The following is a 24,088-nucleotide window of genomic DNA, read 5'->3' on the forward strand; positions in this document are numbered from 1 at the left end:
TAACAACAATGTTAGGAAAACGTTTCCTCGAAAACTATTATAGATTACCGATGTCCAAAAAGAAAGCGTTTTTCCCAAATTAAATTTTACACAATTTAACATCCTTACCAATTCGGCATTTGTAGCACATCCAAAATTAAAAAACGGGTCAATAATCTCAGATCAACACTAATTAAAGTCCTTCATCTGAATCATTAAACCCGTTTTTTTACTTAAATCGTTGCAGTTATTTTAGTATATAATTCACCGTTCATCTTGCTGAGCGAAACCTTTTCGTTCTTTTCGTTTGAAAATAACACGATATAGATTCGACCACCGTGGCTAAATCCGTTCGACACATTCCAGCCTGACAAATAACCACGGTTAATAATGAGTGCTGGATCATTGTAAAAGCCCATTCCATAGTGGGACGTACTCCCTGGTTGGAACATTTGAGCCTTACTCTGTTCATTAATTAATTTTCCAGTCCACAACGCGCGGTCAAAACGGTACATATCAGTCGCCGTCATATACATATCTCCGACCCCTGGTAGTTGCGTGAAATTGGGGAGTTGTCCCGCAGCGCCATTTGCCAGATAGCCAATGGAAGCCGCTGGTAATCGCGAATATTGATCCGTCATGAAACCAGTGTGCGCCATTTTACTTGGTTTTAGAATTTTTTCTTTTAGATACGTTTTGTAATCTTGATGACTCACTTTTTCCAAAACCTTCGTCAGCACAATATAGTTCGCATCCATATAGTGCCACTTGCCCGGTTGTTCCTTAATCCCATTTTTAATAATTTCTTCGATTAATTGGTCGAGAGTCTTCATCTGATTATCTTGGTCCCGACCGACAATGCCTGATGTATGATGTAAAAAATCAGTCAGTTTAATCTGCTGCCCATTCGGAAAGTCCGGGAGGTACCGACTGATTGGATCGTTGACGTTTAGCTTTTCTTGTTCTTGTAACTGCAATAAACTCGTTGCAATCAACGCTTTTTCAGTTGAACCAATCGCATATAGCGTATCTGGCGTATTCACCAACTGCTTGGCCCGATTAGCACTGCCGTACCCCTTATCCAACAAAACTTGCTTATCGCGGACAATTAACGCGGTACCTGAAAAGCCAATTTGCTTTAAGTAGTCATCTAACGCTTGTTCTGCAACAATTGTCGGTTGGCTTTCTGCTTTAAGTCGTTCTTCCTTTGCTTTAGCAGCAGCGACTTTTTGTGATTCGCGCTGTTTCTTTGCTTCTTGCGCTTGTCGTTGGCGCTTAATCTTGGCTTGTTGTTGCGCGATTTTTACTTCTCGTTGGTGATGTTGTCGCTGAACCACAATTCCGCCCGCTACCAGACCGAATATGACCATAATACCAATGACACCACCAATTTGACGCCCTTTTTTTGACATCAACTGTCCCTCCGAAATTTCTAATCTATCCATTAATTTATTACAATATTAATGTACAATACGCTTTTGGATTTGAACAGTGACATTATTGTCATCTAACCACACGCAAAAAAGCGGTCGCGACAAAAAATGTCGTGACCGCTTTTTTGGAACCAGACGTTCTTATTTAACTAATAAAACATTCGTTGCAGCATGGGCACTAACATATTGGGCAACCGATCCCATCATCATTCGTTCAATGACCCCTTTCCCCGTAATCCCCAACATGATTAAATCAATCCCATATTCTTCAGGAATGCGAATCGCAATTTCTTTTTTCGGTGAGCCGACTTCCAGAATCGGGGTGACCTTCGTTAGCCCATGATTATTCGCGTAACGAATATTAGCCGCTAGTTGCTCCTTCACACGATCTTTTTCCATCGCCGTCATCTTGGCATAGACACTAGCGTCCGGTGAAACATAGACTGTACTTGGAATAATGTGAGCCACATAAAGCTCAGCATCATTTCTTTTCGCAACTTCAACAGCTTCCATAAATGCCTTGTTCGCTAAGTCAGATCCATCGACCCCGACTAAAATTTTCTTATACGTTGTAATCATTTAGCAACACCCTCCTATTAATGAAATGAATGCGAATCCTAATTATATGTTCATCATACTGAACCCAATAGGACCTTGACAATTTAACTGCCTAAACAAAAGACATATAGTTAATAGCTATAGTACCGTCGATGGTGCACGAATTCGAGTTAAAGAATTGGCATCTCTAAAAAGCCTAATATATACTGACCCTAAGTTAATTAACGAAAGCACTTAATAGCTATCTCATGCACTCATTTCTAAATCAATCAACTTAAATAATAATTTGAAAAAGAAAGGACTGTCACATATGGATATTGTCATAACCGGTGGGACATCTGGGATTGGCTATCGCATTGCCAAAGATCTCATTGCAGAAGGCCATCAAGTCATTATCATTGGACAGGATGCGGAAAAAGGCCGGGCTTCTGTGGCCCAACTTGGAAAAGCGGCCTTTTTTATCCAAGCCGATTTAGCGACCAAATCAGGACGCAACCAAGCACTGGCAAGCATCAAATATAAAGTGGATAAAATACACGTTCTAGTGCACACTGCCGGTGTTTTCCCCAGCTCAACAGAAGAAAATATTAAGGCTAATTTAGTCCCCCATTATCAGCTAACAATGGGCTTAGCAGACCGATTAACTGGCGGTCGCGTCCTTATCGTAACCGGTGATCCGCAAATCATTCAACAACTCAGCATTTGCGAAGAACAGGAGACTACTTTACAACGTGCAAGGTGGTTATTAACCCATAAAGCTTTATTAACCCTCTTTCTCAGTTATCTTCTGGCCGAAAAAGAGATTACGGTCAATTCATTTTTCCCAGGGAATGTCACGGATGAGCTACCGCATTATTCCCAAACATTGCTGCATACTGAAGTGCCAGTTGGAAAATACTTAGCACTCCATCCCGATCTAACGCAGAGCACCGGTAATTTTTTTGATAATGATCGCAACTTGGTGTTACTCAATGCTCGGCAATACAACTATGATAATGCCGAAAAGCATTTGTTACAGTATTTAACAGAGTAATTGAGACTATAAAATCGCTTATCATTAGTGGCAACATGAGAATATTATTTTCCACTAAACTAAAAAAGGACCTGAGACAGTTTTTGTCTCAGGTCCTTACTTATTTGATTGTATAAAAAAACCCCGCGGATGCGGGGCACAAATATTAAAGTTTAACGATGTTTGTTGCTTGAGGACCGCGGTCGCTGTCTTCAACATCAAATGATACTGCTTGGCCCTCGTCTAATGACTTGTAACCGTCACCTTGGATAGCTGAGAAGTGAGCAAATACGTCTTTGCCGTCTTCACCAGTGATAAAACCAAAACCTTTGTCTGCGTTAAACCATTTTACTGTGCCGTTGTTCATAATAATTTCCTCCTGATACATATCAATGTACGTTTTTTGTTGCAATAAATTATTGATAGGTAAAAGAGGAAGGTATTGTGCATCCAAAACTCAAATTACGTTTCAAAATTTGATTACTTGAACAGTATAGCATGGCATTTTCTAATTAGCAACCCGCATCCCAAAACTATCGACTAAATCGCTCGCAATTCATTCGCAAAAGGCTATTAAAATAGGCTTTAAAGCGCATAAACTTTTTATTTAAATATTTAATTTCTAATCATTTTCGAACCGTTTTGTAAACTTTGCCTCGCTAAGTGCCATCAATTCCTCAGGCTCAATTTCATATTTCGAACAGATAATGAGCAGTTGGTCGAAGCAATCGGCTAACTCCTCTTTTAAGTTAGCTTGCTTTTCAACGTCGTTTTTAACTTTTTTCCCTGGGTGATCACGCCCAAGTTCAATCGTTCTAACGGCCCGTGACAATTCCCCAAGTTCTTCACTCAAGAAGTTCAACCGAATTAATGGTGAAAATCGATACCAATTCCGTTGTTGATAAAAATCAACTAACCATGTTTGATGCGCTTTTAAATAATCTTGCATTTTACATTCACTCCATCATTAAAAAAACACCTAACCTCGCAAGCAATGTGCGAAATTAGATGTCTCCAAGAATTATTGAATGTCACAGGCGAGATTCGAACTCGCGACCTACGGTTTAGAAGACCGTTGCTCTATCCAGCTGAGCTACTATGACCTCATTGATTGACGGTTTTTGCTGTCAGAATACCGTACAACATGCTATATTATAAGTAATTGAAGTAGTCACTGTCAATTAAAATTCGCAGAAATGAGGAAAAAACATGCAATTAAATCAGTTTGCACGCTTAACTAAATCTCAATCTGAACAAATTACGGAATTACAGCGCATTCATTTACTCCCAAAGGATTTCACCCAGCTCCCCTTCCAAGTCCTTGCCCAAGATATTTTTCAACGGCTGTTCCCAGAAGCACATAGTCAATCAACCCAGAGCGGGCAACTTAGTTTATTACAAGCCACAACCGAATTAAATCTAACCGCCTACCTTGAAACCATTGATACTTCATTCGATCAAGTTGTCTTCTATAATGTCGTCCTCCAACTCTTGGGTTTTGAAATGACAACCGATTTTGAACTTGATCAACCCACTGCTTTTATGGCCGCCACAAAACTCCCATTTATCGATCAAGCGGCATTTGATCAGACCACTTTCATCGAAGCCCTTTATCTCCTATTAACGACGCGTAGCCAAACTGGGTTACTTTATCTGGATCAATTGGCTAACCGTGGTTTTTTTGCAGACTGGCAAAGTGATCAGCCCCAATTTCTCATCTTCAATGGTAAGGTACAACCCGTTTTCGATACCAGCCATTTAATTCGAGAAGTCGTTTATGTTGAATCGAGCCTAGATACTGATCAAGACGGCCAACGCGACTTATTAGAAACGACTATCTTCAGACCACGCGAAACTGAAGCGGGCTTAAAAATTCCGGCACTCTACACTGCCAGTCCTTACTATAAGGGGATTAACGACGTCGATGCTGATTTGCACAATGTTGATACTACAATTGCGACTAAACCCGTTCAACAACCAAACTTAGCTGATTTAACCCAAACGCCAACCACTGCACCGCTTCCTCAACCTCGCGCCGTTAATGGCACAAGTATGACAACTGAATTAAACGCAACAGATGACAGCAATTACAGTTTAAATGATTACTTTCTGGCGCGCGGATTTGCGAACGTTTACGCTGGCGGCATTGGCACACGCGGTTCCGACGGCGTCCGGACTTGTGGCTCACCTGAAGAAACAGCTTCAACCACGGCTATCATCGAGTGGTTAGCCGGCAATCGACGAGCTTTCACCAACCGCACCGATGGCATTGAAATTAAAGCTTGGTGGTGTAATCACCAAGTTGCAATGACTGGTAAATCCTACCTTGGTACTTTAGCCACTGCTGCTGCAACAACTGGCGTTGAAGGCCTGAAAACCATTGTAGCTGAAGCCGCCATTTCCAGTTGGTACGATTACTACCGCGAAAACGGCTTAGTGGTCGCCCCAATTGATTGTCAGGGTGAAGATGCCGACGTCTTAGCGAAGTTGTGCCAAACCCGCCAAAAAGATGCCGCTGATCACGCGCTCTCTGGCACTTTCTTCGCCGACCAACTCAAAGCCCTACAAGAAGGTCAAGATCGCATCACAGGCAATTACAACGCCTTCTGGGCAGCCCGTAACTATCGTGACAATCTCGCCAACCTGAATTGTGACGTCATCTTAGTCCACGGATTAAATGATTGGAACGTTAAACTACAAAATGCCGGCGCCTTGTGGGATTTATTGCGCGATCAACCGGTTAATAAGAAGCTTTTCTTACACCAAGGTGAACATATCTATATGAATAACATTCAGTCGATCGATTTCACCGATATGATGAACTTATGGTTCACGTATCAATTACTCGGCATTGAGAATCAGGCTGTCACAAAATTACCGGCTGTTACAATTCAAGACAACGCACAAGAAGCCACTTGGACGACCCAGGCGGATTGGCTAGCCCCTAACAATCCAACTACAACTTTCTGGCTAAACGAACAAACATTAAGCACTAATGCTACCGAAAATGCCCCACTGACGACTTTTAAAGATGACGGTGTTGCGGCCTTTAGAGCCCAAAAAATCAGTACAACCGCTTGGCAAGATGCCTTAATCGCAGATCAATCAAGTTTCACTGGCAACCGGTTGCGTTTCTTAGGCTTCCCGCTTACCGAACCGCTCATTATTGATGGTCGAATTCAGTTTAGAACAAGGGTCGCTGTCAATACCGAACGTGGGCTATTGAGCGTGCTGGTTATTGACTATGGTCAATTCAACCGTTTAGGCACCACACCTGCTGTATTAGCTGCTAAAGGCCAACAACTCGGCTATCAGTGGCGCTATGATGATTTAAAGGAATTTAAGCTCAATCGACCAAGCAATTATCAAGTCATCACTAAAGGACACATCAATCTCCAAAATCGCCACAATAGTTATCAAACCGACGCGGTCACCCCAAACGAGTTCTATGATATCACGCTCGACCTACAACCCACCCATTATGATTTAACAGCGGGACATCAACTCGGTCTGTTAGTCTACGCGACTGATATGGGAATGACGATCCGTGAAGAGCAAGCATTCGTTTACCAAGTCGACTTGGCAGCTAGCCAACTGATTGTCCCCCATCTAAATGATTAATAAGGAGTCTTTTTATAATGTCAAATCTCATCACCTGTCGTCAAACCCTCTCCATCAGTAACCATCGCGTCTTCGTCAATGATTTGAACGAACATGAAACGGTCTATGGCGGACGCTTGCTTGAACTCTTGGATGGTTCGGCGTCCATTTCAGCTAGCCGCTTAGCGCGCGTCGAAACCGTCACCGCCAGCATCGACCAACTGAACTTCATTGAACCATTCAAAATGCAAGATTCCTTGTGCATCGAAAGTTACGTTGCCGGTGTCGGCACCCGTTCCATTGAAATCTTTACTAAGATTATCGGTGAACATCTCAAGACCGGCGAACGATTCCTCGGGCTAACTGCCTTCTTAACCTTTGTCACAATGGAAAAAGGTCCGGCCCTTCCTAACATTCAACCCGAATCACCGGAAGAACAGTTCATCTGTGCCGGTTATGAGGAACGAAAAGCCCACCGTCTCGCAAATTTTCAAAGTCAAAAACATTTCAATCAAAATATCAGTACCGATTATCCATGGAACGGTCAATAACGAACAAAAGAGGTGTCGATTATCATCATCGGCACCTCTTTTTATTTATCTTAAAAGTTAAACGTCCGGCTCCATTCATGTGTGCCACGATATTGGAATGGTTGGCTTTTAAAACCCGCCATCCCAAAACTAACGGTCATTAAAATAATTCCCACAAGAATCATACATAAACTAATCTTCAACCAATTTTTCAACATCTACGCCACCACCTTTAATCGACTACGGAACATCCCAACTAGCCAGCGTGTGATTCCAACCGAGAAACGAATTAAGTATTTCGTCATGTACCAGGTCGCCCCTGCACAAATCAGCCCCACACCAACCATCACAAAACTAATTCCAAGCTGCATCACCGCAATTATCCAGCCTTCTTGTAAGCCAACAAAGAACGATAAAACTAAGCTGACACTCCCACCCAGAATGCCGGCAGCAGCAAAGATTGCCCCCAGAAACGGGCCTAACCAAATCAAGAAATAACCAAGTGCCACTAATATGATGGCGGTCAATAACAACGTGCTCCATAACGGTGACCCTAAGACTAACAAGATACTGATTAAAATAATCAACATCGGTGCCATCTTCTTTTGGCGAACCTGTTTATCTGGTGTAGCTAATTGCGCTACAATCTGAGCTGGCGTTGCTAAACTCGCGATAATCTCCGCTTCCGTTTCACCCGCTTCCAGTCGATCATCGATTAATTCATCGTAATAATCAATCGTGTTGGCTGCATCACTAATCCCATACCGCGTTAATTCTGCCGCAAGCTGTTTAATAAATTGATTCTTAGTCATTGTTACACTCCCTTATGTAAGTATAAATGCCCATCACTGCCGGCCAATCGGCCAAAAAACTATCAATCGATGCTTGTCCCGCCAATGTTAAATGGAAATATTTACGCAAGCGTCCATTATGTTCGACCCGATAACTTTCAAGTTCACCCTGCGCCTCGAGCCGTTTCAAGATTGGGTATAATGTTGAGTCCGAAATTTCAACGACACTCGATGTATCTTTGATAATTTGGTAGCCATATGAATCCTCTTTCTTAAGCGTTGCTAACACACAAAATTCCAAGAGGCCTTTCTTTAATTGTGGATTCAAACCGATCACCCTTTCGAAAGTTAATACTATATTATGCATAGTATTGTGTCAAGCATAAAAAAAGAACGCCCATCAGTTTTACCTGATAACCGTTCTTTTGAAACGTTTGATAATAGTCATATCCCGACTGTTATCAAACCCTTAATCTCTTCCGCCGCCAAAAATTTGGAGCATTGTGAGGAATAAGTTAACAAAGTCTAAGTACAAGGTTAATGCGCCCATAACAGCTAAACCAGAAACCGAAATTTCACCAGTTGCGCCGTATTGACGGTACATCATACTTAACTTTTGATTGTCCCATGCTGTTAAAATGATAAAAATAATTAACATAGCATATGACAAGAAGTAGCTAATTGCAGCTGATGCCATGAAGAAGTTAACCAATGAGACAATAATCACACCGATTAATCCCATCATTGCAAACTTGCCAAAGCCGCTTAAGTTATTCTTTGTCATGCGACCATAAATCGACATGGCAATGAACACTAAAGCACTTGATGCGAAAGCTGCCCCAATTTCACCAATGTTATACACCAGTAAAACGGCCGTAAACGTCAATCCGTTCAACGCCGCATATGCCACAAACATGGCTAACGAGGCCGTTGGATTCTTCATTGAACGCCGACTAATCTGAACGACTAAAATTAATTCTGCAATCATCAAGCCCCAAACCATCCACGAGCTACCACTTGATAGGATTGTGTAAGTTTGTGCTTTAAACACAGTCACCATTAAAACAGCAATCAGTGCTGAAATTCCGACACCGACAGCCATCAAACCATACACTTTACTGAAAAAGCGGGCTTCGCTGTCGACATTCACAACGCGTCTTTCTTCCATGAATATTCACCTCTTATATTTCTAAACGGGCCCATAATCACCCGATTAGGAATATTGTAACAAATCCATCCAGAAAGACAATCAAAATGCCTAAATCTTAATTATCTTTAGGACTTAAATTACTCAATAATTCTTCGTAAGCATATTCGTATTTTTGCACATCACCAGCGCCCATGAAGACAACGACTGGTTGGTCGAAGTCTAAGAGCGGTGACATATTGTCTAATTTCAAGACGCGGCCACCTTTAGTGATTTTCGCACCTAAGTCAGCACTTGAAACCTTTCCTGCTTTTTCACGCACTGAACTAAAGATATCCGTTAAGAAGACTTCATCCGCAAGGTTTAAGCTTGCTGCAAAATCATCCATTAACGCAATTGTCCGTGTGAACGTATGGGGTTGGAAAACCGCTACAATTTGTTTGTCTGGATATTTTTGCCGTGCTGCATCTAATGTGGCTTTAATTTCTGATGGATGGTGCGCGTAATCATCAATGATTGTCACGTCAGCAACTTTCTTTTCTGTAAAGCGGCGTTTAACACCCTTGAAGTCTGCCAATTCACGTGCCACTTCTTTGCCATCAATTTTTTCTAAATGACTGACAGCAATTACGGCTAAACTGTTTAAGACATTGTGCTCACCGTAAAGTGGGACGTGGTAATGGCCGATGTTTTCGCCATGATAGTAAGCATCGAATTCTGAACCTTGCACCGTCCGTTGGATGTTGCGGGCTTGGAAATCGTCATCTTCGCGTGTCCCATAATAATAGACGGGCACATTGGCTTTGATTTTCCGTAATTCAGGATCATCACCCCAAGCAAAAATCCCTTTTTGAACTTTGTAAGCTTCTGATTGGAACGCGTCAAACACATCATCTAAGCCTGTGTAATAATCAGGGTGATCAAAGTCGATATTCGTCATGATTAAATAATCTGGTGAATAAGCTAGGAAATGACGGCGATATTCATCGGCTTCAAATGCGAAGAATTGTGCATCTTTAATCCCTTTACCTGTCCCGTCACCGACTAAGTAACTCGTCTTAGCCACACCACTTAAAACGTGAGCTAATAAGCCACTCGTACTTGTTTTACCATGCGCACCGGCCACGCCGATACTTGTATAGCCTTTCAATAATTCACCTAAGAATTGGTGATAACGAACGACTGGCAAGCCCATTTCAAGGGCTGTTTTAATTTCAATTTGGTCATCTTGGAAAGCATTCCCGGCAATCACCGTTAAGCCTTCGTGTAAATTAGTTTCTGAGAATGGCAGAATTTTGATTCCTGCTCGTTCTAAATCGCGTTGTGTAAACGTATATTGATCGATATCTGAGCCTTGTACTTGATAGCCTAGGTCGTTTAAAACAAGTGCAAGAGCACTCATTCCTGAACCTTTAATCCCAACAAAATGGTAAACTGTGTCATTTGTTATCATCTTTTAAACGTCCTCTTTTCAATAAATCACAATTATCTATATGATTAAACTAATCCCTTATAGTTTACCATAATGCGGGTTTGAGCTAAATAATGAATGTTTATTTTTCTCTGTTATCAATTGATTGATCTCTAAAACGCAAAAAAAGCAGTCACAAAAATTAATTTTGTGGCTGCATTTAAACGGATTCTATAGGTCACACTCTAGCCTAATGCTAAATAATCTTCGACATTTTGGAAGTAGACTTTATACCATGTTAAGAAGGTAAAGATGGTCCAGATCTTCCGACGGCCGTTAATGCGTTGTTCTTTATTGGCGTCTAACAAGGCCAATAACTTATCTTGATCAAAGAATTCTGCAACGAAATCTTCGCTAAAGAGTGCTTTGACTTTTTCATAATACTTGTCATCTTCTAACCATTGCTTAATTGGCACTGGGAAACCTAACTTAGGTCGGTTGGCCCAGGCTGTTGGTAAGTGTTTAGCAGAAGCTTGACGATAAGCGTATTTCGTATCATGACTATTGATTAAGTATTTAGTTGGGACTTCACCAGCGGCCTTAGCCACCTTAGGATCCAGGAATGGCACGCGTAATTCTAAGCTGTGCGCCATTGAAATCTTATCAGCCTTTTGCAAAATATCGTTTAACATGAAGTGATGTAAGTCGATATATTGCATTTGTGAGACTGGATCAGCATCCGCAACGTTATCAAAATCAGCTTGATAGTTTGCTTGAATCGTTCCATCATTTTGATAAGCGGGTTTCAAGAAAGTATTGGCTTCATCTGCCCCAAAAATACTTGGATTTTCGATATCAAAAATCACAGATTGACCCGTATAGAATTCACGCGGGTTCGCCAAATTCGTGTATAAATGGACGCGACCTGGGAAGGCTGGCATCTTCTTAACGGCTTTGGCTAAACTGGCACGCGCACCCTTAGGTAATTTCTTCAAGCCAGAAGTGAAGGCCTTAATTGTTGAATTGTGGGAATGCATGCCGTAGTTGACATAGCCAGCGAATAATTCGTCGGCCCCTTCACCAGACAAGGCAACCGTTACTTTTTCACGGGCAAAGCGTGACAAGAACCATAATGGCACACATGATGGGTTCCCATCTGGTTCGTCCAAGTAATATTGGATTTTGTCGAATTCAGCAAACGCATCATCGGCATTCACTTTGTTTTCATTGAAGTTCAAGCCTAATTCATCGGCAAGCGCCCGGGCTGCTGTGACTTCATTATAGGTTTGATCATCAAACCCAACACTGAAGACTTCTTGCGGTTGCAAAATACTTGTGACATAACTACTGTCGACCCCTTCTGATAAGAAAGCCCCAACTGGTACGTCAGCCACAGTATGGGCTTTAACGGATTCTTCGACTGCAGCATCAATCTTAGCCACTTCTTCTTCGAAAGATAAGTTTGAAGGATTAAATGACATATCCCAATATTTTTCGATGTCCAATTGGCCATCTTGATAAGTGAAATAATGGCCTGCTGGGAATCTGAAAACACCCTTGAAGAACGTTTCTTGTAAATCATTGTATTGATTCATCATGAATGATTTTAAGGCTGTCTTATTTAGTTCTGGTTTGAATTCTGGATGGCGCATGAAAGTTTTAATTTCACTACTGAACATGAAAGTCCCATCTGCTAAAGTCGTGTAATAAAGGGGCTTAATGCCGAAGAAATCACGAGCACCAAATAATTGCTTAGTTTGTAAGTCATAGATGACAAAGACAAACATCCCACGCAATTTTGTAACAACCTCTTTACCCCATTCTTCGTAAGCATGCAAAATGGTTTCAGTATCTGAATCTGTTTTAAAGTCGTGACCAAGTGCGATCAATTCAGTCCGCATTTCACGATAATTATAAATTTCACCATTGAAAAAGACTAGCTTAGTGTGGTCTTCATTATAAATGGGTTGATCACCCTTTGCTAAATCAATGATTGATAAACGCCGAAAGCCTAATGCGACTTTATCATCGATAAAATCACCATCACCACTTGGTCCACGGTGTTTAATGACGTCCATTTGTTGGTTCAATACTTCTTTTTTCTTTGGTAAATCAAATAATCCACCAGCAAATCCGACAATCCCACACATATGTTTAACCCCTCTTTTGTGTTTTACTGCTTAATTGACTGCAAAACGAAATAACAATTAAAGGGTTTGTCTTTAACCAATTAATTGCTATCTATTATCATACTATTTTAATTTTAATAATCCCATAACAAAATCGTAAGATGGATTATTTTAGTAAGGCTGCGACTGCATCTGCTGTCACTTCACGACCGACTTCCCAATCATCTGGCAAGGCCATAATCCCTTTAGCAGGAGCACCAGCAACCCCGATTTCACGGGCTGCACAGATCATGCCGTCACTTTGAACACCGCGGAGTTGACCAGGCCAGATAATTTTACCTTCTGGCATGACAGCGCCCACCGTCGCCACAATCACTTTTTGTCCTTGTGCGATATTAGCAGCGCCACAAACGATTTGAACGGTTTGATCAGGTGCAATCTGTGTTTGAGTAACGTGCATATGGTCTGAATCAGGATGCACATCACATTCTTGGACATAACCAACGACAATGTGTGGTGTTTCATCAGCCACTAAATCACGGGTGAAACCAGCTGCTACAAGTGCTTCATTTAAAACAGCAACTTGCTGTTCAGTTAGTGTTTGAACACCGTTGAATTGTAAATCGGGCAATAACTCATTCACCGCTAAGAAATTATAGCCGATGGTTTGATCTGCCTGATCACTAATCCGTACGATTGATTGTTTTTCAGTTGTCACTTGCTTTTCAACATCAGGTTGGGTCATTACCACTAAGATGTTGGGAAAAGCCGCTTGGTTCATACTTGCAATTAACATTTAATGACTCCTTCAAGGTTAGTTCAATGAGTGAATAAATCCAGTAATTTCGCGTTTTGTTTTCCGATCTTTATTGACAAAACGGCCGATTTCTTTACCGTTATCAATCACAACAAAGCTAGGAATCCCAAAGATTTCCCATTCTTCACAAATATCGATAAATTGGTCCCGATCGATTTCAATAAAGTCGTATTCCGGGAATTCAGCTTCAATTTCTGGCATGGCTGGTTTAATAAACCGGCAATCACTACACCAAGTTGCTGTAAAAAATAAAACATGTTTCCCTTCAGTAATCAGATGAGTCAGATTCGTATCTGTCATCGCTGCTAATTCTTTCATTATGCACCCCTTCAATTTTACTACTCGTTTTAATATAAGCGGTTTGTCCGTAAATGTCCACTCCTTAGGGCCAAAAATTATGCTATACTATTTAAAGACAAAAACGACTGAGGAGTTTTTCTTTGAAAAAAAATGGGCACACGTTTAAATATTTATTAACCGGTATCGGTTTTGCGCTGGCGGCGGCTGCCAGTGCGAAGCAATATCGGGCGCAACAAAGAATGATTAAATTAAACCAAATTTTAGAAGATGTTAAAGCCGGCTTAAACCATGAAGGTCAGATTGTGGGTTCTTGGATTGAAGAAAGTCCCCACTTATTCTCACAAAACAAACGGACCTTTCCAGTCTATCAAGGTGGCATCATCTGCGAGCGTGAAGATGGTACAAACCAATTTCGATTCAAGGTAGACGTAAGAACCGGCGTCGTGATTGAATTCTCACAAATTTAGAGTGCGAAGCGCGGTGGGCATGTTCTGAGGATTAGCTTAGTCAGACGAGTAACCAATTTATTGGTCGCTTGACTGACGTTGCTAACCACAGGAACATACCGCGCGGAGCACGTTTCAACCAATATTATAATTAAAAAGGTACGCTATCCTAGATAAAATCTGGATAACGTACCTTTTTGAGTTGAAACGTGCTTTATCACGCTGTCTTTTCCGGTTAGCTACAGAAAGGAATCGATGGTAAAGAACCCCCATCAATCCCTTTCTTAGGCTAATCCTCAAAGCCAACCCGTGCGATAAAAACACTCTTGCTGAAACGTGCTATTAACGCTAGATTTCTGCGCCTAACTATACCTGTCAAATTAGCGATTATATCACTCATTCGCCAGCCTATGTTAGTGCTCAAAATCTGACCGAGCGTCAAGTGCACTCTTATCTAAAACGTGCTTTCAAAGCTAGCACCCTGTGCATAGCTACGTCCGGTAAACAACCAATTGCATTGGTTATTCACCAGACTAGGCTATTGCTCGGGTGCTGACCAGCTTTGAAAACACTCTACTTGTAGTGTGCCTCTAATCTGTAAATCACTTGGCCGCGCTTGCTGAATTTTTCTTCGTATTCCGTTTGGATGTTGTCTTCTGCAAGTTCACTATTGTGTAAATCGAGTGAGATGTCGTCAAAAACCATCCCATAATCATTCAGGCTCATCAATGAGTATTCGAATAGACCTTGGTTATCAGTCTTGAAACGTAAGTAGCCCGTTGGTTGCATGATTTGTTGGTATTCCGCTAAGAATGACTTATATGTCAATCGGCGCTTTTCATGACGCGTCTTAGGCCATGGATCAGAGAAGTTTAAGTACACCCCTGCCACTTCGTTTTCAGCAAAGAAAGTTGTTAAGGCTGCGCCGTTACCCAATAATAATTGGAGATTTGGCAATTTCAATTCAACTTGTTTTTGTAAAATGACGGCAATCGCTGATTCTTGGATTTCAACTGCGATAAAGTTCCGGTCTGGATATTTTTGTGCCATCTGAGTGATAAATTGGCCCTTACCTGAACCCACTTCGATGTAAATGGGTTGTTCTTTGGCAAAACGTGTTTGCCACTTGCCGGCGATATCTTCCGGACTCACTAAAATCATGCTGGGGTTGGCCGCAATTAAGTCCGCCGCCCAAGGTTTATTTCTTAAACGCATTATGTTCTCCTTGTTGATGCCAATCAAAAAGGTTGGACACTTGCCCAACCTTTGGCATTTAATTTTTATTAATTATTTCAGAAATCACTGCTTCTAAGCGCAATATGTCACGGTTCATTTCAGTAAAACGACCACGTTGATAATGGTGCTTAATGCTTTGGAGTAGGTTCAAACTGCCGTACCAGTTGACGCGCATCATTAATTCAGGCGTCACCTCTAGGCCGTAGTTCTCAAGCCACTCGTGCCATTCTTGACGTGGAACATATTGAAATAAAATCATTCCGAAATCGACTGCAGGGTCGGCTAACATTGCCGAGTCCCAATCCACTAAGTAGAGTCGATTAATATCCGATAACAACCAATTCTTATGGCTTAAATCGCCATGGCACACCTCTGCAGAAGGTGCTTGTAATTGACGTAACGTTTGCTTCAAATAATCAGCTGTTTGTTCTAAAAATGGGTGTTGCCGTAAATCTTGCGGTAAGTCGTAAAAATAGGCTTGCAACATTTCGTTTGCTGACCAGACACGACCGCCAACTTTTTGTAACATTCGTTTCAATAGTTGGGATTGATGCACCCGTGCTAATAACTTAGCGACTTGTGGGCTATTCATCTCATCACGTTTCAAGGTTCGGCCATTGAGCCACTCTTGTGCGGTTAAGACATCCCCACTCGAAATCCGCTTCGTCCAGATTAAGCGTGGTGTTATGCCTTCTACCGAGAGCGCCGCTAAAAATGGTGATGTGTTGCGCTTTAGGAAAATCTTTTCTGACGCGCGAACGCCTAAAAATGCAGCGCCCGTATCACCACCGGCCGGACGAACTTGCCAGCCAGTATCCAGGTCAAAATTCATCAGCCTCGACTCCTCTTCAATAAAATACAGCGCCAAAATACAGCGCTCACGTTGCTTCAACTGTCTAATAACTAAAGGTATCATATAATAATTAGCCAGTAGTCGTCAAGTAGGAAAGCATGCGTGTCACAGGGACTATGCCCCCAACCGTTTAGGCAAATAGAATTGAACAAAGCCAATCACGAGCACGAACAATGCTAAAACACTTAAACCAACTTGAATCGTCATCCCTAGTGTCACTAATAAAATGACACTAAAGAGTAACGCCTGAAGCAATAATAAAGTCCGCATTAATTGGCTGAACGCTTGAATTCGTTTGGTCGTTGGTACTGGGTATAGATGAGTGAAAATAATTTGATCATACTGATTGTAAAACGGTAATAATTGAAAACCAACTAGATAAATCAATAGAAGTCCGAGTGCCAAACTCAACCACCATATGTGACTGAAGCACAGAATGATGCCCCCTAAAACAACTAACCGGATATATAACCCGCTGAATTCTGTGCCCCGCAAAAAGCCACGCGCATATAAATAGAGGTAAGTATTGGCTGGTTTAGCCGTAATTAGCTTTAATAAGCCATCTAAATAGCGACGACGCTTAACCTGACTACTGAGCCCTGGCACATCCGTGAAGAGGTTATAGAGGCGATAAATTCGTCCCATTCGAGAATCTTCTGCACCAACTGCCACTAACCAATCGAATAACTGTGTCTTTTGAACACGCACCAATTGTTGTCGCTGATAATAGGCTAGTCCAAGCGCTACAAGCACTCCGACTAAATTTAGCCACTGATATAATTGACTGGCAATTATTGCCAAATCAAGGATTAGCGAAAGCCCTTTTGTTGCCTGGGTTTCATCCGCTTGGTACCACTGACGCAACTGGATTGAAAAGCGGCGGTCTTTGATGATTACCAATGTAATCAAGGCAACGGCTATGTGCCATGCCGGGACCGTCTTAGTAATTAACAAGAGTGGCGCCACTAGAAGCGTCACAAAAGCCATTGCAATTAATGGTAACCAGCTACTATATAAACGTGCTGATTTCAAATACGTCACAAGGCCACTTTCTTTTGGCAATAAGAAGACACTATCCGCTTCTTTTAATAGTGTTGCTAAGCGGCCAAAACTAACTGCCGCAAGTAATACTAAACTCAATACAGGTTTTAGCCACCAAGCTCGTGGATCCAGTCCTTTGACGGCGTTAGCATATGTGTAGCCCAACGCTCCTAATAAAAAGATAATCGCAATCACGAAATGATCATTGAAAACGAGGCGCAAATACTTCACTTGTTCTTGAATATGTTTTTGCACGCGTTTTTGCCATAATGCTTGCATGGTTAACCTTCTTTCGTCATCTGCAGATAAATATCGTCGAGATCGGCGTCAGCCATGTTAAATTCAACCTTTAATTCTTCAAGCGTGCCAGTCGTTCGTACGCGACCCTGATTTAAAAGCACAAATGAATCAGCATATTGTTGCGCCGTTGCGAGAATATGGGTCGACATTAGAATTGCAGCTCCTTGTGCTTTTTTTTCAGCAATGATTTCTAATAAATCATGAATTGCCAATGGATCCAGTCCAGTAAAGGGTTCATCGATGATAAACAAGTCAGCATTCGTCATAAATGCATTGACGATCATCACTTTTTGCCGCATCCCTTTTGAAAAGTGAACCGGAAACCAGTCTAACTTATTGTCTAATCGGAATCGTTTTAACAATGCATTGGCTTTAACCCACGTCTCTTCAACGTTTAAATCATAAGCCATCATTGTTAATTCTAAATGCTCCTTTAAAGTCAATTCAGGGTATAAGACAGGCGTTTCTGGCACATAGGCTACTTTTTGGCGGTATTGGTCGGGATTCGACTGTAACGTCACACCGTCTAAAGTAATTGTGCCTTTTTGTGGTGTCAATAATCCAATGATGTGTTTAATAGTTGTTGATTTGCCGGCCCCATTTAAACCGATTAAACCAACCACTTGATTGTTTGGCACAGTAAAGCTGACCTCTTTTAAAACGGGGACGTGCGCGTAGCCCCCCGTTAATTGGTTAATCTCTAAACTCATAATCAATAGCCTCGTTTTTTGGTTTTTAAAACTACTTTTTTAGTGAATCCTTTTTCATATCATATCTTAACACGAAGTAAACTGCGAGTGTATGCCCCACTCAATATTTTTCCATCCGCTTACAAAGCTGATGGCAGTAGCGAAAAGCCCTTGTTTATGATAGCATTAAGCTGTATTGAGACTTCAAATAAGAGAAAGTAGGCATAATTAATGGATGATTGTATCTTTTGCAAAATCGTTCGAAATGAAATTCCGAACACAGTGGTCTATGAAGACGACGATGTCAAAGCCTTCTTGGACATCACACAAGTGACACCCGGTCATACCTTGTTGGTACCCAAAAAACACGTGGCGGACATCTTTGAATACGATGCTGATTTAGCTGCGACCGTTTTTAGTCGCATTCCAAAGATTGCTAAGGCTATTAAAGCTAGCAATCCAGCCATCCAAGGAATGAACATCTGCAATAATAACGGTGCGGTGGCTTATCAATCCGTTTTTCATTCTCATATTCATCTTATTCCACGTTACACAGCGGATGATTCATTTGCAATGCAATTCGGTGATAATAGCGCTGATTACACTGCTGACCAACTACAAGCGATCGCAGATGGTATTCACGCACAATTGGAGGACTAATCATGTCATTTTCAAAAGGATTACTAGTTGGTGGCTTATTAGGGACGGCTTATGCCCTTCTCACCGCTTCTACAACCGGCCCCAAACGACAACAAGCGATTGCCCGCTATTTAAACGAGCTCTCAGAAAGTTCAACTGATGTTCAACAAAGTGCTGTTCAATTGCAAACAGCTTCGCAAAATTTATCAAATGAACTCAAAACAACTGCAGTCACATCACTTGGTGGTATCAGTGATGCATTGCAAACATTTTCATTTGAAGCAGCACCACGAATTGCTCAAATCGAAGAATCAGTTGATCGTTTGACACAAAACTTAAAAAAATAAATTCACCAAAAATTAGATTGTATGCAAGCGATAAGGTTAAGTATATCAACGATTCTCGCGTTTTTAGCGTAAAACCTAAATTTGAAAGTTCTGTGAAGTTTTAGACGATTCGTTCAATTTAGTTAGTTTATGTGTTATATTATTTGGTGAATTCACTACGAATTTATTCATAAATACTTTGATAAGGATGTGTCATACAATGAAGAAATGGCTATTAGCCGCTGCCAGTTTATTAATGGTAGTTTCACTAGCAGGTTGTGGTAGCAAGACTATCGCAAGCCTAAAGGGTGGTAAAATCACTCAAGACGAATACTATAAAGAAATCAAGGAAACATCTGCCGGCAAGCAACAATTGCAACAAATGATCTTGCAAAAAGCGCTTGAAAACCAATACGGCTCAAAAGCCATCGATAAAAAAGTTAAGAAAACTTATGATGGTTACAAAAAACAATACGGTTCATCATTCAACTCTGTGCTTGCACAAAGCAGTATGACACCTACATCATTTAAGAACAGCATCAAAACACAATACTTAACACAAGCAGCACTAAAAGATAACAAAAAAGTAACCAATGCTGACTTGAAGAAACAATGGAAATCATACGAACCAAAAGTCCAAGTTCAACATATCTTAGTTGAAAAGAAAGAAACAGCTCAAGAAGTCATTGATGCACTTGCAAAAGACAACTCAACAAAGAACTTCAATGAATTAGCTAAGAAATATTCAACTGATACTGGTACAAAGAAAGATGGCGGTAAATTACCTGTCTTCGATAGTACTGATACATCACTTGACTCAACATTCAAGACTGCTGCTTTCAAATTAAAGACAAACGAATACACAACAACCCCTGTTAAGACAACTTATGGTTACCACGTTATCCGGATGATCAAGAACCCTGGTAAAGGTAAGATGGCTGATCACAAGAAAGAATTAACAGACATCGTTTACGCTTCATGGCTTAAAGACCAAACAGTGATGAACAAAGTCATCACTAAGGTACTTAAGAACGCTAACGTATCTATCAAGGACAAAGATTTATCAGACATCCTTTCAAGCTACGGCGTTAACAGCAAAGCTTCAAAATCATCATCTAAATAAGCATTAACAAAAAGACCCCCGCTGCGACAGCAGCGGGGGTCTTTTTGTACATTTATTCTGTTGGTTGATCTAAATTAGGATCTTCGACTGGGCGATAGAAACGCCGCCCATCCATTGCGAAGAGCCGTTCAGTAAACTGACCTGCTTCCGCATGTTGTAATGACTGGGTCATCATCGTGATACTTGCATCTAATTCATCAATTTGATGCAGAACTTCTGCTTCAAGAACTTGTGGCCGGACAGGTGAACCATATTCCATTAAACCATGATGGGCCAAGATAACATGCCGCAATAGCAACATATCCTCAGCATTCACGTCGATCTTTAATGTATCACAAGCCCGCACTATCTCTTCATCAACCAGTACAATATGACCGATCAAATTGCCACGAACCGTGTATTCCGTTGAAACAGGACCGGACAATTCTAGCGTTTTACCTAAATCATGCAAGATAACACCAGCATATAGCAATGCCTCATCAATTTGTGGATATTGGGCAGCAATCGTCTTAGCTAAACGCAACATTGAAAGTGTATGATAGGCCAAGCCGCCACTAAACGCGTGGTGGTTGGTCTTAGCCGCTGGAAAACTGAAGAATTCCGCTTGATGTTTTTGCATTAAATGTCGGACCAAACGTTGCCAATTTGGGTTTGTAATCTCGAATAACATCGCACCAAATTCATCTTGCATCTCGGTTACTTGCACCGGTGCTTTAGGAATAAACTGGTCAATTGTTTGCGGTTCGTCCCCCGTCGTTAAGCGCAGTTTATAAATCTTAACTTGCGGATTATTTTGGTATAATTCCCGCTTACCTTGTAAATGAATCACCTGACCCGCCGTAAATTTAGCAACGTCTTCATCAGAAGCATCCCAGTATTTACCACCGATTTGTCCCGATTGATCTTGGAACGTAAACGCGATGAATTGCTTGCCGTTTTTAGCAATCCGCACGTCCGCCGTTTTAATTAGTACAAATAAATCCAGATTCTCGTCGTTTTGGTAATCAAATAATTTCTTTGCTGTCATGTGTCAGCCCCACTTCCTCTAGATTTAACCAATGATCCGCTTCAAAGTGCGCTTGCGTCCGCGGATTGGCCGTTAAATAAATCACTTGGTTGGCCGCACTGAGTCGTTGGAGTAATGTCCAAACGGCGATTTGGCGTTGATCATCAAAGTTGACAAAGCCATCATCCACCAATAAAGGTAATGAGACTACGTCAGCTACCTCTTCTGCAAACGCAAAGCGTAGCGCAATGTATAACTGCTCTGCAGTCCCCTGTGATAATTCACCGACTTCAAAAAGCACTTGATCCGCCCGTAAAACCGTCATCAGTGTGTCATCGAAGTTAATCTTAATATACCGATTCTGGGTTAGAATTGCAAAATACTGCGTTGCCTTTTCCAATAAACGGGGGAACCGTTCTTGTGAAGCGGCCTTCAGTGTCGCTTGAATCCAATCAATTGCTAACTGCTTAGCGAGCCACTCTTGGGCTAAATCAGTAATCTTAGCCTGTTCTTGTAATTGTCGCTGTCGCTGTTGTTGATAACTGTCATTATCGACAAGTTGCGCTTGCGTCACGCGTAGTTGCGCAACAGCTTGTTGCTGTTCTTGTAACTGACTTGTCAAACTTGCCACTTGTTCTGTAATTTGAGCGGCTTGTTGCTTAAGCTGTTCTTGACTAGCGATTGCTTGTAAAGCCGGCAAGTCCGTTGCCAATTCGCGTTTTAAATCAGCTTGACGTTGTTCATTAGCACGGCGCTGTTGCTCATTAGCAACACAACTGGCTAATTCTGCGGCGATTGTTAAGTTAGCCTTTGCTAGCAATGCTGTTTGTGCAGCGTCTTGTTCTTTAATCGCGTCTGTTAAGCGTGTCACTTGTTGTTGATAATACCGGTAACTCTCGTTGCTTTGTGCAAGGTCTTGTGTGAGTTGGGTAATCCGGGCTTTGAATTGGCTCACCTGGGACAAGTTCTTTTCATGACTTCCCTGTAACGCCCCCACCCAATCACGGGCAAAAGCAAACGCATCCCAATACATATTTAGTGCCGCTTCGATTGCTTGATTCTCGGCTTGTTGCTGTTTGAGTGCCATGGTCAATTGAGTCATCCGGCTTAAAGCATGCTGCATCGCTAAAACTTGACTGATTGGCATCGCCGTTTCGTAGCCAGTTTGCGCCAATAATACCGCGCTTTGTTCGTGCATCGTCTGCAATATTGCTTGTTGTGCTTGTAAGGCAGCTGTCTTGGTTTGCTTTTCAGCCTGCAACACATCCAACTTAGCGAGCGCTTGTTGCCAAGCTTGTTTTTGCACTGGTTGGTCATGGTCAGATTGTTTATTTTGCCACATCATGTAACCACCATAGCCAAGTGCGGCTAGTCCAACGACCGCAATGACTTTCAGAGCGCCCGGCAAGAAAAGACCAATCATGAATATGACTACGCCAATCAGCATACTCAATTGACTGGCACGTCCATCAGCCGTTGGCGTTTCTTGTGGTTCAACCTGACTAACTGCCGCGTTTTGCGTGGCTAATTGCGCCTCTAAATCAGCCAGTTGCTTGGTCAGCACTTGACTGGTCGTGGTTGCCCCATTCATTTCAGCTTCGGCTTGTTCTAGTTGTGCGCGTTGCTCATCTGTCAACGGATTTGGTAGTTGATCCGTTTGCCATTGATACTGCGCTGCTAATTGGGCTTTTTCGCTAGCGAGTTGTGCGCTTTGGTTTTGCCGTAATCCAAGTAATTGAATTTGTTTTTGCTGTTCATTTAATTGTTCAAACAATGGCACCAACGTCTCTTGATTAGCTTGATAAAATCGAAATTCACCTGTTTGATCCAATGTTTCTTGAACAGTTGCTACCTCGGATTTTGCTTCTGCTAACGCCTTTGCATTGCGTTCTCGTTCGACCACTAATGCTTGGTATTGTTCGTCAATCGTTAAGTCAAACGGCGTTGCCTTTTCAAGTTTAGTTTGAAGTGCTTGCCATTCCGCATAACTTGGCCAACGATCAAGCAAATGTTGCAACTGCGCTTGGCGTTGTTTTAATTCAGCCACTTGCTTTTGGTGTTCCGTCATTGTCGCAACGGTACTCTGCAATAGACGTGCGTTCGTTTCATATTCTTGATAACCACGACTAGCTTCGTTAACGGATTGCGCTAACTCTGGATAATTCTTCAAAGCAACATTCAATGGCCACTTACGCCCAGAGGGTTTGAAAATTTTCTGACTGTCCTTATCCAGTTCCTTGGCAAAGTCGAGCCACTCATGACTCCCCACCGCACCAATCGTCAATAAATGCTGCAAAAAATCAGCCTGTTTTAGATTAAATATCTGATTTAAATCCTGTTGGTTCGTTTCAAAAATCTGCGTAAACAAAGCTTCATCCGCTGGTGCCAAGAGGTCAGCTAAGTAATCAGCGCCAAATTCTTGGCCTTGATCGATGACCGTTACGTCGCCCCCAAACTTACCGGAAAGCCGCCGAATCACAATATCGCGATCATGATAGCTAACCAGTAATTCACCACCGTATTGCGCGCCGTTTTTGGGCACATATTGTTCATACCGTTGTTTAGCGGTCGCAAAGCCGAATAACACGCCTTTAATAAAGGCTGTAAGGGTTGTCTTCCCCGCCTCGTTTTGACCATAAAGGACTTGATAGTCGGTATTCAAATCAATCGTCTGATCATGCCACTTACCGAAGCCCAAAATGGTGATTGTCTTAATTCGCAT

General features: G+C 41.8%; 25 protein-coding genes and 1 tRNA gene. 7 read left to right on the top strand and 19 right to left on the bottom strand.

Features of this window, described 5'->3' with window-relative positions; all coding sequences use genetic code 11:
* Nucleotides 1-212: 212 nt before the first annotated feature.
* Both ACF1X7_RS01435 and ACF1X7_RS01440 read right to left on the bottom strand, forming a co-directional pair.
* On the bottom strand, nucleotides 213-1,391 hold the full coding sequence (locus ACF1X7_RS01435; protein WP_411162364.1) for a serine hydrolase: 1,179 nt from the start codon (nucleotides 1,389-1,391) through the stop codon (nucleotides 213-215).
* Between the two features lie 162 nt (nucleotides 1,392-1,553).
* Complete coding sequence (locus tag ACF1X7_RS01440; protein ID WP_004270330.1) at nucleotides 1,554-1,991, bottom strand: universal stress protein; 438 nt, start codon at nucleotides 1,989-1,991, stop codon at nucleotides 1,554-1,556.
* A gap of 289 nt (nucleotides 1,992-2,280) precedes the next feature.
* Between ACF1X7_RS01440 and ACF1X7_RS01445 the strand changes: the two genes are divergently transcribed.
* Nucleotides 2,281-3,003, top strand: coding sequence for an SDR family NAD(P)-dependent oxidoreductase (locus tag ACF1X7_RS01445; protein ID WP_039098149.1), 723 nt, complete (start codon nucleotides 2,281-2,283; stop codon nucleotides 3,001-3,003).
* Nucleotides 3,004-3,148: 145 nt separating this feature from the next.
* Here ACF1X7_RS01445 and ACF1X7_RS01450 read toward each other — a convergent pair whose 3' ends face one another.
* From ACF1X7_RS01450 to ACF1X7_RS01460, 3 genes are all read right to left on the bottom strand, one after another.
* Entirely contained in the window at nucleotides 3,149-3,349 is a 201-nt protein-coding gene (locus ACF1X7_RS01450) for a cold-shock protein (RefSeq protein ID WP_004270328.1), read from the bottom strand.
* Nucleotides 3,350-3,604: 255 nt separating this feature from the next.
* Nucleotides 3,605-3,931: a MazG nucleotide pyrophosphohydrolase domain-containing protein gene (locus ACF1X7_RS01455; protein ID WP_004270346.1), complete on the bottom strand. Its 327-nt coding sequence runs from the start codon at nucleotides 3,929-3,931 to the stop codon at nucleotides 3,605-3,607.
* Nucleotides 3,932-4,011: 80 nt separating this feature from the next.
* A tRNA-Arg gene (locus ACF1X7_RS01460) sits at nucleotides 4,012-4,085 on the bottom strand.
* A gap of 106 nt (nucleotides 4,086-4,191) precedes the next feature.
* Between ACF1X7_RS01460 and ACF1X7_RS01465 the strand changes: the two genes are divergently transcribed.
* Complete coding sequence (locus ACF1X7_RS01465; protein ID WP_069468328.1) at nucleotides 4,192-6,603, top strand: Xaa-Pro dipeptidyl-peptidase; 2,412 nt, start codon at nucleotides 4,192-4,194, stop codon at nucleotides 6,601-6,603.
* Between the two features lie 17 nt (nucleotides 6,604-6,620).
* Entirely contained in the window at nucleotides 6,621-7,133 is a 513-nt protein-coding gene (locus ACF1X7_RS01470) for an acyl-CoA thioesterase (protein WP_069468329.1), read from the top strand.
* A gap of 50 nt (nucleotides 7,134-7,183) precedes the next feature.
* On the opposite strand, the gene ACF1X7_RS01475 is transcribed toward ACF1X7_RS01470, so the two are convergent.
* From ACF1X7_RS01475 to ACF1X7_RS01510, 8 genes are all read right to left on the bottom strand, one after another.
* A complete protein-coding gene (locus tag ACF1X7_RS01475; RefSeq protein ID WP_004270339.1) occupies nucleotides 7,184-7,330 on the bottom strand; it encodes a hypothetical protein in 147 nt (48 codons plus the stop codon).
* Nucleotides 7,331-7,924: a DUF1700 domain-containing protein gene (locus tag ACF1X7_RS01480; protein ID WP_064777010.1), complete on the bottom strand. Its 594-nt coding sequence runs from the start codon at nucleotides 7,922-7,924 to the stop codon at nucleotides 7,331-7,333.
* Complete coding sequence (locus ACF1X7_RS01485; RefSeq protein WP_039098153.1) at nucleotides 7,917-8,231, bottom strand: PadR family transcriptional regulator; 315 nt, start codon at nucleotides 8,229-8,231, stop codon at nucleotides 7,917-7,919. The genes ACF1X7_RS01480 and ACF1X7_RS01485 overlap by 8 nt, the downstream gene beginning before the upstream one ends.
* 141 nt (nucleotides 8,232-8,372) lie before the next feature.
* Entirely contained in the window at nucleotides 8,373-9,071 is a 699-nt protein-coding gene (locus tag ACF1X7_RS01490; protein ID WP_004270349.1) for a Bax inhibitor-1/YccA family protein, read from the bottom strand.
* A gap of 97 nt (nucleotides 9,072-9,168) precedes the next feature.
* Complete coding sequence (murC, locus tag ACF1X7_RS01495; RefSeq protein WP_081303857.1) at nucleotides 9,169-10,503, bottom strand: UDP-N-acetylmuramate--L-alanine ligase; 1,335 nt, start codon at nucleotides 10,501-10,503, stop codon at nucleotides 9,169-9,171.
* A 203-nt stretch (nucleotides 10,504-10,706) separates the two neighbouring features.
* On the bottom strand, nucleotides 10,707-12,611 hold the full coding sequence (gene asnB, locus ACF1X7_RS01500) for an asparagine synthase (glutamine-hydrolyzing) (protein WP_069468330.1): 1,905 nt from the start codon (nucleotides 12,609-12,611) through the stop codon (nucleotides 10,707-10,709).
* A 145-nt stretch (nucleotides 12,612-12,756) separates the two neighbouring features.
* Nucleotides 12,757-13,386, bottom strand: a complete 630-nt coding sequence (gene ytpR / locus ACF1X7_RS01505) for a YtpR family tRNA-binding protein (RefSeq protein ID WP_411162365.1) — start codon at nucleotides 13,384-13,386, stop codon at nucleotides 12,757-12,759.
* An 18-nt stretch (nucleotides 13,387-13,404) separates the two neighbouring features.
* Nucleotides 13,405-13,725: a thioredoxin family protein gene (locus tag ACF1X7_RS01510; RefSeq protein WP_004270331.1), complete on the bottom strand. Its 321-nt coding sequence runs from the start codon at nucleotides 13,723-13,725 to the stop codon at nucleotides 13,405-13,407.
* A 122-nt stretch (nucleotides 13,726-13,847) separates the two neighbouring features.
* Here ACF1X7_RS01510 and ACF1X7_RS01515 point away from each other — a divergent pair, with 122 nt between their 5' ends.
* Nucleotides 13,848-14,174, top strand: a complete 327-nt coding sequence (locus tag ACF1X7_RS01515; RefSeq protein WP_069468331.1) for a hypothetical protein — start codon at nucleotides 13,848-13,850, stop codon at nucleotides 14,172-14,174.
* 552 nt (nucleotides 14,175-14,726) lie between these two features.
* On the opposite strand, the gene trmB is transcribed toward ACF1X7_RS01515, so the two are convergent.
* The 4 genes from trmB to ACF1X7_RS01535 form a co-directional block, all read right to left on the bottom strand.
* A complete protein-coding gene (gene trmB / locus ACF1X7_RS01520) occupies nucleotides 14,727-15,368 on the bottom strand; it encodes a tRNA (guanosine(46)-N7)-methyltransferase TrmB (RefSeq protein ID WP_004270329.1) in 642 nt (213 codons plus the stop codon).
* 58 nt (nucleotides 15,369-15,426) lie between these two features.
* Nucleotides 15,427-16,221: a phosphotransferase gene (locus ACF1X7_RS01525; protein WP_411162366.1), complete on the bottom strand. Its 795-nt coding sequence runs from the start codon at nucleotides 16,219-16,221 to the stop codon at nucleotides 15,427-15,429.
* 135 nt (nucleotides 16,222-16,356) lie between these two features.
* Entirely contained in the window at nucleotides 16,357-17,562 is a 1,206-nt protein-coding gene (locus ACF1X7_RS01530; RefSeq protein WP_411162367.1) for an ABC transporter permease, read from the bottom strand.
* 2 nt (nucleotides 17,563-17,564) lie between these two features.
* Nucleotides 17,565-18,293, bottom strand: coding sequence for an ABC transporter ATP-binding protein (locus ACF1X7_RS01535; protein ID WP_039098158.1), 729 nt, complete (start codon nucleotides 18,291-18,293; stop codon nucleotides 17,565-17,567).
* A gap of 210 nt (nucleotides 18,294-18,503) precedes the next feature.
* Here ACF1X7_RS01535 and ACF1X7_RS01540 point away from each other — a divergent pair, with 210 nt between their 5' ends.
* The 3 genes from ACF1X7_RS01540 to ACF1X7_RS01550 all read left to right on the top strand — a co-directional run bounded on the left by ACF1X7_RS01540 (nucleotide 18,504) and on the right by ACF1X7_RS01550 (nucleotide 20,360).
* A complete protein-coding gene (locus tag ACF1X7_RS01540; RefSeq protein WP_004270325.1) occupies nucleotides 18,504-18,932 on the top strand; it encodes an HIT family protein in 429 nt (142 codons plus the stop codon).
* A gap of 2 nt (nucleotides 18,933-18,934) precedes the next feature.
* A complete protein-coding gene (locus ACF1X7_RS01545; protein ID WP_004270342.1) occupies nucleotides 18,935-19,258 on the top strand; it encodes a YtxH domain-containing protein in 324 nt (107 codons plus the stop codon).
* A gap of 199 nt (nucleotides 19,259-19,457) precedes the next feature.
* Entirely contained in the window at nucleotides 19,458-20,360 is a 903-nt protein-coding gene (locus ACF1X7_RS01550; RefSeq protein ID WP_004270335.1) for a peptidylprolyl isomerase PrsA, read from the top strand.
* Nucleotides 20,361-20,412: 52 nt separating this feature from the next.
* Here ACF1X7_RS01550 and ACF1X7_RS01555 read toward each other — a convergent pair whose 3' ends face one another.
* Together ACF1X7_RS01555 and ACF1X7_RS01560 are read right to left on the bottom strand one after the other, a co-directional pair.
* Entirely contained in the window at nucleotides 20,413-21,387 is a 975-nt protein-coding gene (locus tag ACF1X7_RS01555) for a 3'-5' exoribonuclease YhaM family protein (protein WP_039098159.1), read from the bottom strand.
* Entirely contained in the window at nucleotides 21,365-24,088 is a 2,724-nt protein-coding gene (locus ACF1X7_RS01560) for an AAA family ATPase (RefSeq protein WP_411162368.1), read from the bottom strand. The genes ACF1X7_RS01555 and ACF1X7_RS01560 overlap by 23 nt, the downstream gene beginning before the upstream one ends.

Source organism: Latilactobacillus sp. VITA-14 (assembly GCF_046580785.1).
GTDB classification, from domain to species: Bacteria; Bacillota; Bacilli; order Lactobacillales; family Lactobacillaceae; genus Latilactobacillus; species Latilactobacillus curvatus.

Excerpts from the sequence above, each read along its gene's own strand:
- ACF1X7_RS01435 (WP_411162364.1), bottom strand. The coding sequence starts at position 1,391 with ATGTCAAAAAAAGGGCGTCAAATTGGTGGTGTCATTGGTATTATGGTC.
- ACF1X7_RS01440 (WP_004270330.1), bottom strand. The coding sequence starts at position 1,991 with ATGATTACAACGTATAAGAAAATTTTAGTCGGGGTCGATGGATCTGAC.
- ACF1X7_RS01445 (WP_039098149.1), top strand. The coding sequence starts at position 2,281 with ATGGATATTGTCATAACCGGTGGGACATCTGGGATTGGCTATCGCATT.
- ACF1X7_RS01450 (WP_004270328.1), bottom strand. The coding sequence starts at position 3,349 with ATGAACAACGGCACAGTAAAATGGTTTAACGCAGACAAAGGTTTTGGT.
- ACF1X7_RS01455 (WP_004270346.1), bottom strand. The coding sequence starts at position 3,931 with ATGCAAGATTATTTAAAAGCGCATCAAACATGGTTAGTTGATTTTTAT.
- ACF1X7_RS01465 (WP_069468328.1), top strand. The coding sequence starts at position 4,192 with ATGCAATTAAATCAGTTTGCACGCTTAACTAAATCTCAATCTGAACAA.
- ACF1X7_RS01470 (WP_069468329.1), top strand. The coding sequence starts at position 6,621 with ATGTCAAATCTCATCACCTGTCGTCAAACCCTCTCCATCAGTAACCAT.
- ACF1X7_RS01475 (WP_004270339.1), bottom strand. The coding sequence starts at position 7,330 with ATGTTGAAAAATTGGTTGAAGATTAGTTTATGTATGATTCTTGTGGGA.
- ACF1X7_RS01480 (WP_064777010.1), bottom strand. The coding sequence starts at position 7,924 with ATGACTAAGAATCAATTTATTAAACAGCTTGCGGCAGAATTAACGCGG.
- ACF1X7_RS01490 (WP_004270349.1), bottom strand. The coding sequence starts at position 9,071 with ATGGAAGAAAGACGCGTTGTGAATGTCGACAGCGAAGCCCGCTTTTTC.
- murC (WP_081303857.1), bottom strand. The coding sequence starts at position 10,503 with ATGATAACAAATGACACAGTTTACCATTTTGTTGGGATTAAAGGTTCA.
- asnB (WP_069468330.1), bottom strand. The coding sequence starts at position 12,611 with ATGTGTGGGATTGTCGGATTTGCTGGTGGATTATTTGATTTACCAAAG.
- ytpR (WP_411162365.1), bottom strand. The coding sequence starts at position 13,386 with ATGTTAATTGCAAGTATGAACCAAGCGGCTTTTCCCAACATCTTAGTG.
- ACF1X7_RS01510 (WP_004270331.1), bottom strand. The coding sequence starts at position 13,725 with ATGAAAGAATTAGCAGCGATGACAGATACGAATCTGACTCATCTGATT.
- trmB (WP_004270329.1), bottom strand. The coding sequence starts at position 15,368 with ATGCGTTTAAGAAATAAACCTTGGGCGGCGGACTTAATTGCGGCCAAC.
- ACF1X7_RS01525 (WP_411162366.1), bottom strand. The coding sequence starts at position 16,221 with ATGAATTTTGACCTGGATACTGGCTGGCAAGTTCGTCCGGCCGGTGGT.
- ACF1X7_RS01530 (WP_411162367.1), bottom strand. The coding sequence starts at position 17,562 with ATGCAAGCATTATGGCAAAAACGCGTGCAAAAACATATTCAAGAACAA.
- ACF1X7_RS01535 (WP_039098158.1), bottom strand. The coding sequence starts at position 18,293 with ATGAGTTTAGAGATTAACCAATTAACGGGGGGCTACGCGCACGTCCCC.
- ACF1X7_RS01540 (WP_004270325.1), top strand. The coding sequence starts at position 18,504 with ATGGATGATTGTATCTTTTGCAAAATCGTTCGAAATGAAATTCCGAAC.
- ACF1X7_RS01545 (WP_004270342.1), top strand. The coding sequence starts at position 18,935 with ATGTCATTTTCAAAAGGATTACTAGTTGGTGGCTTATTAGGGACGGCT.
- ACF1X7_RS01550 (WP_004270335.1), top strand. The coding sequence starts at position 19,458 with ATGAAGAAATGGCTATTAGCCGCTGCCAGTTTATTAATGGTAGTTTCA.
- ACF1X7_RS01555 (WP_039098159.1), bottom strand. The coding sequence starts at position 21,387 with ATGACAGCAAAGAAATTATTTGATTACCAAAACGACGAGAATCTGGAT.
- ACF1X7_RS01560 (WP_411162368.1), bottom strand. The coding sequence starts at position 24,088 with ATGCGAATTAAGACAATCACCATTTTGGGCTTCGGTAAGTGGCATGAT.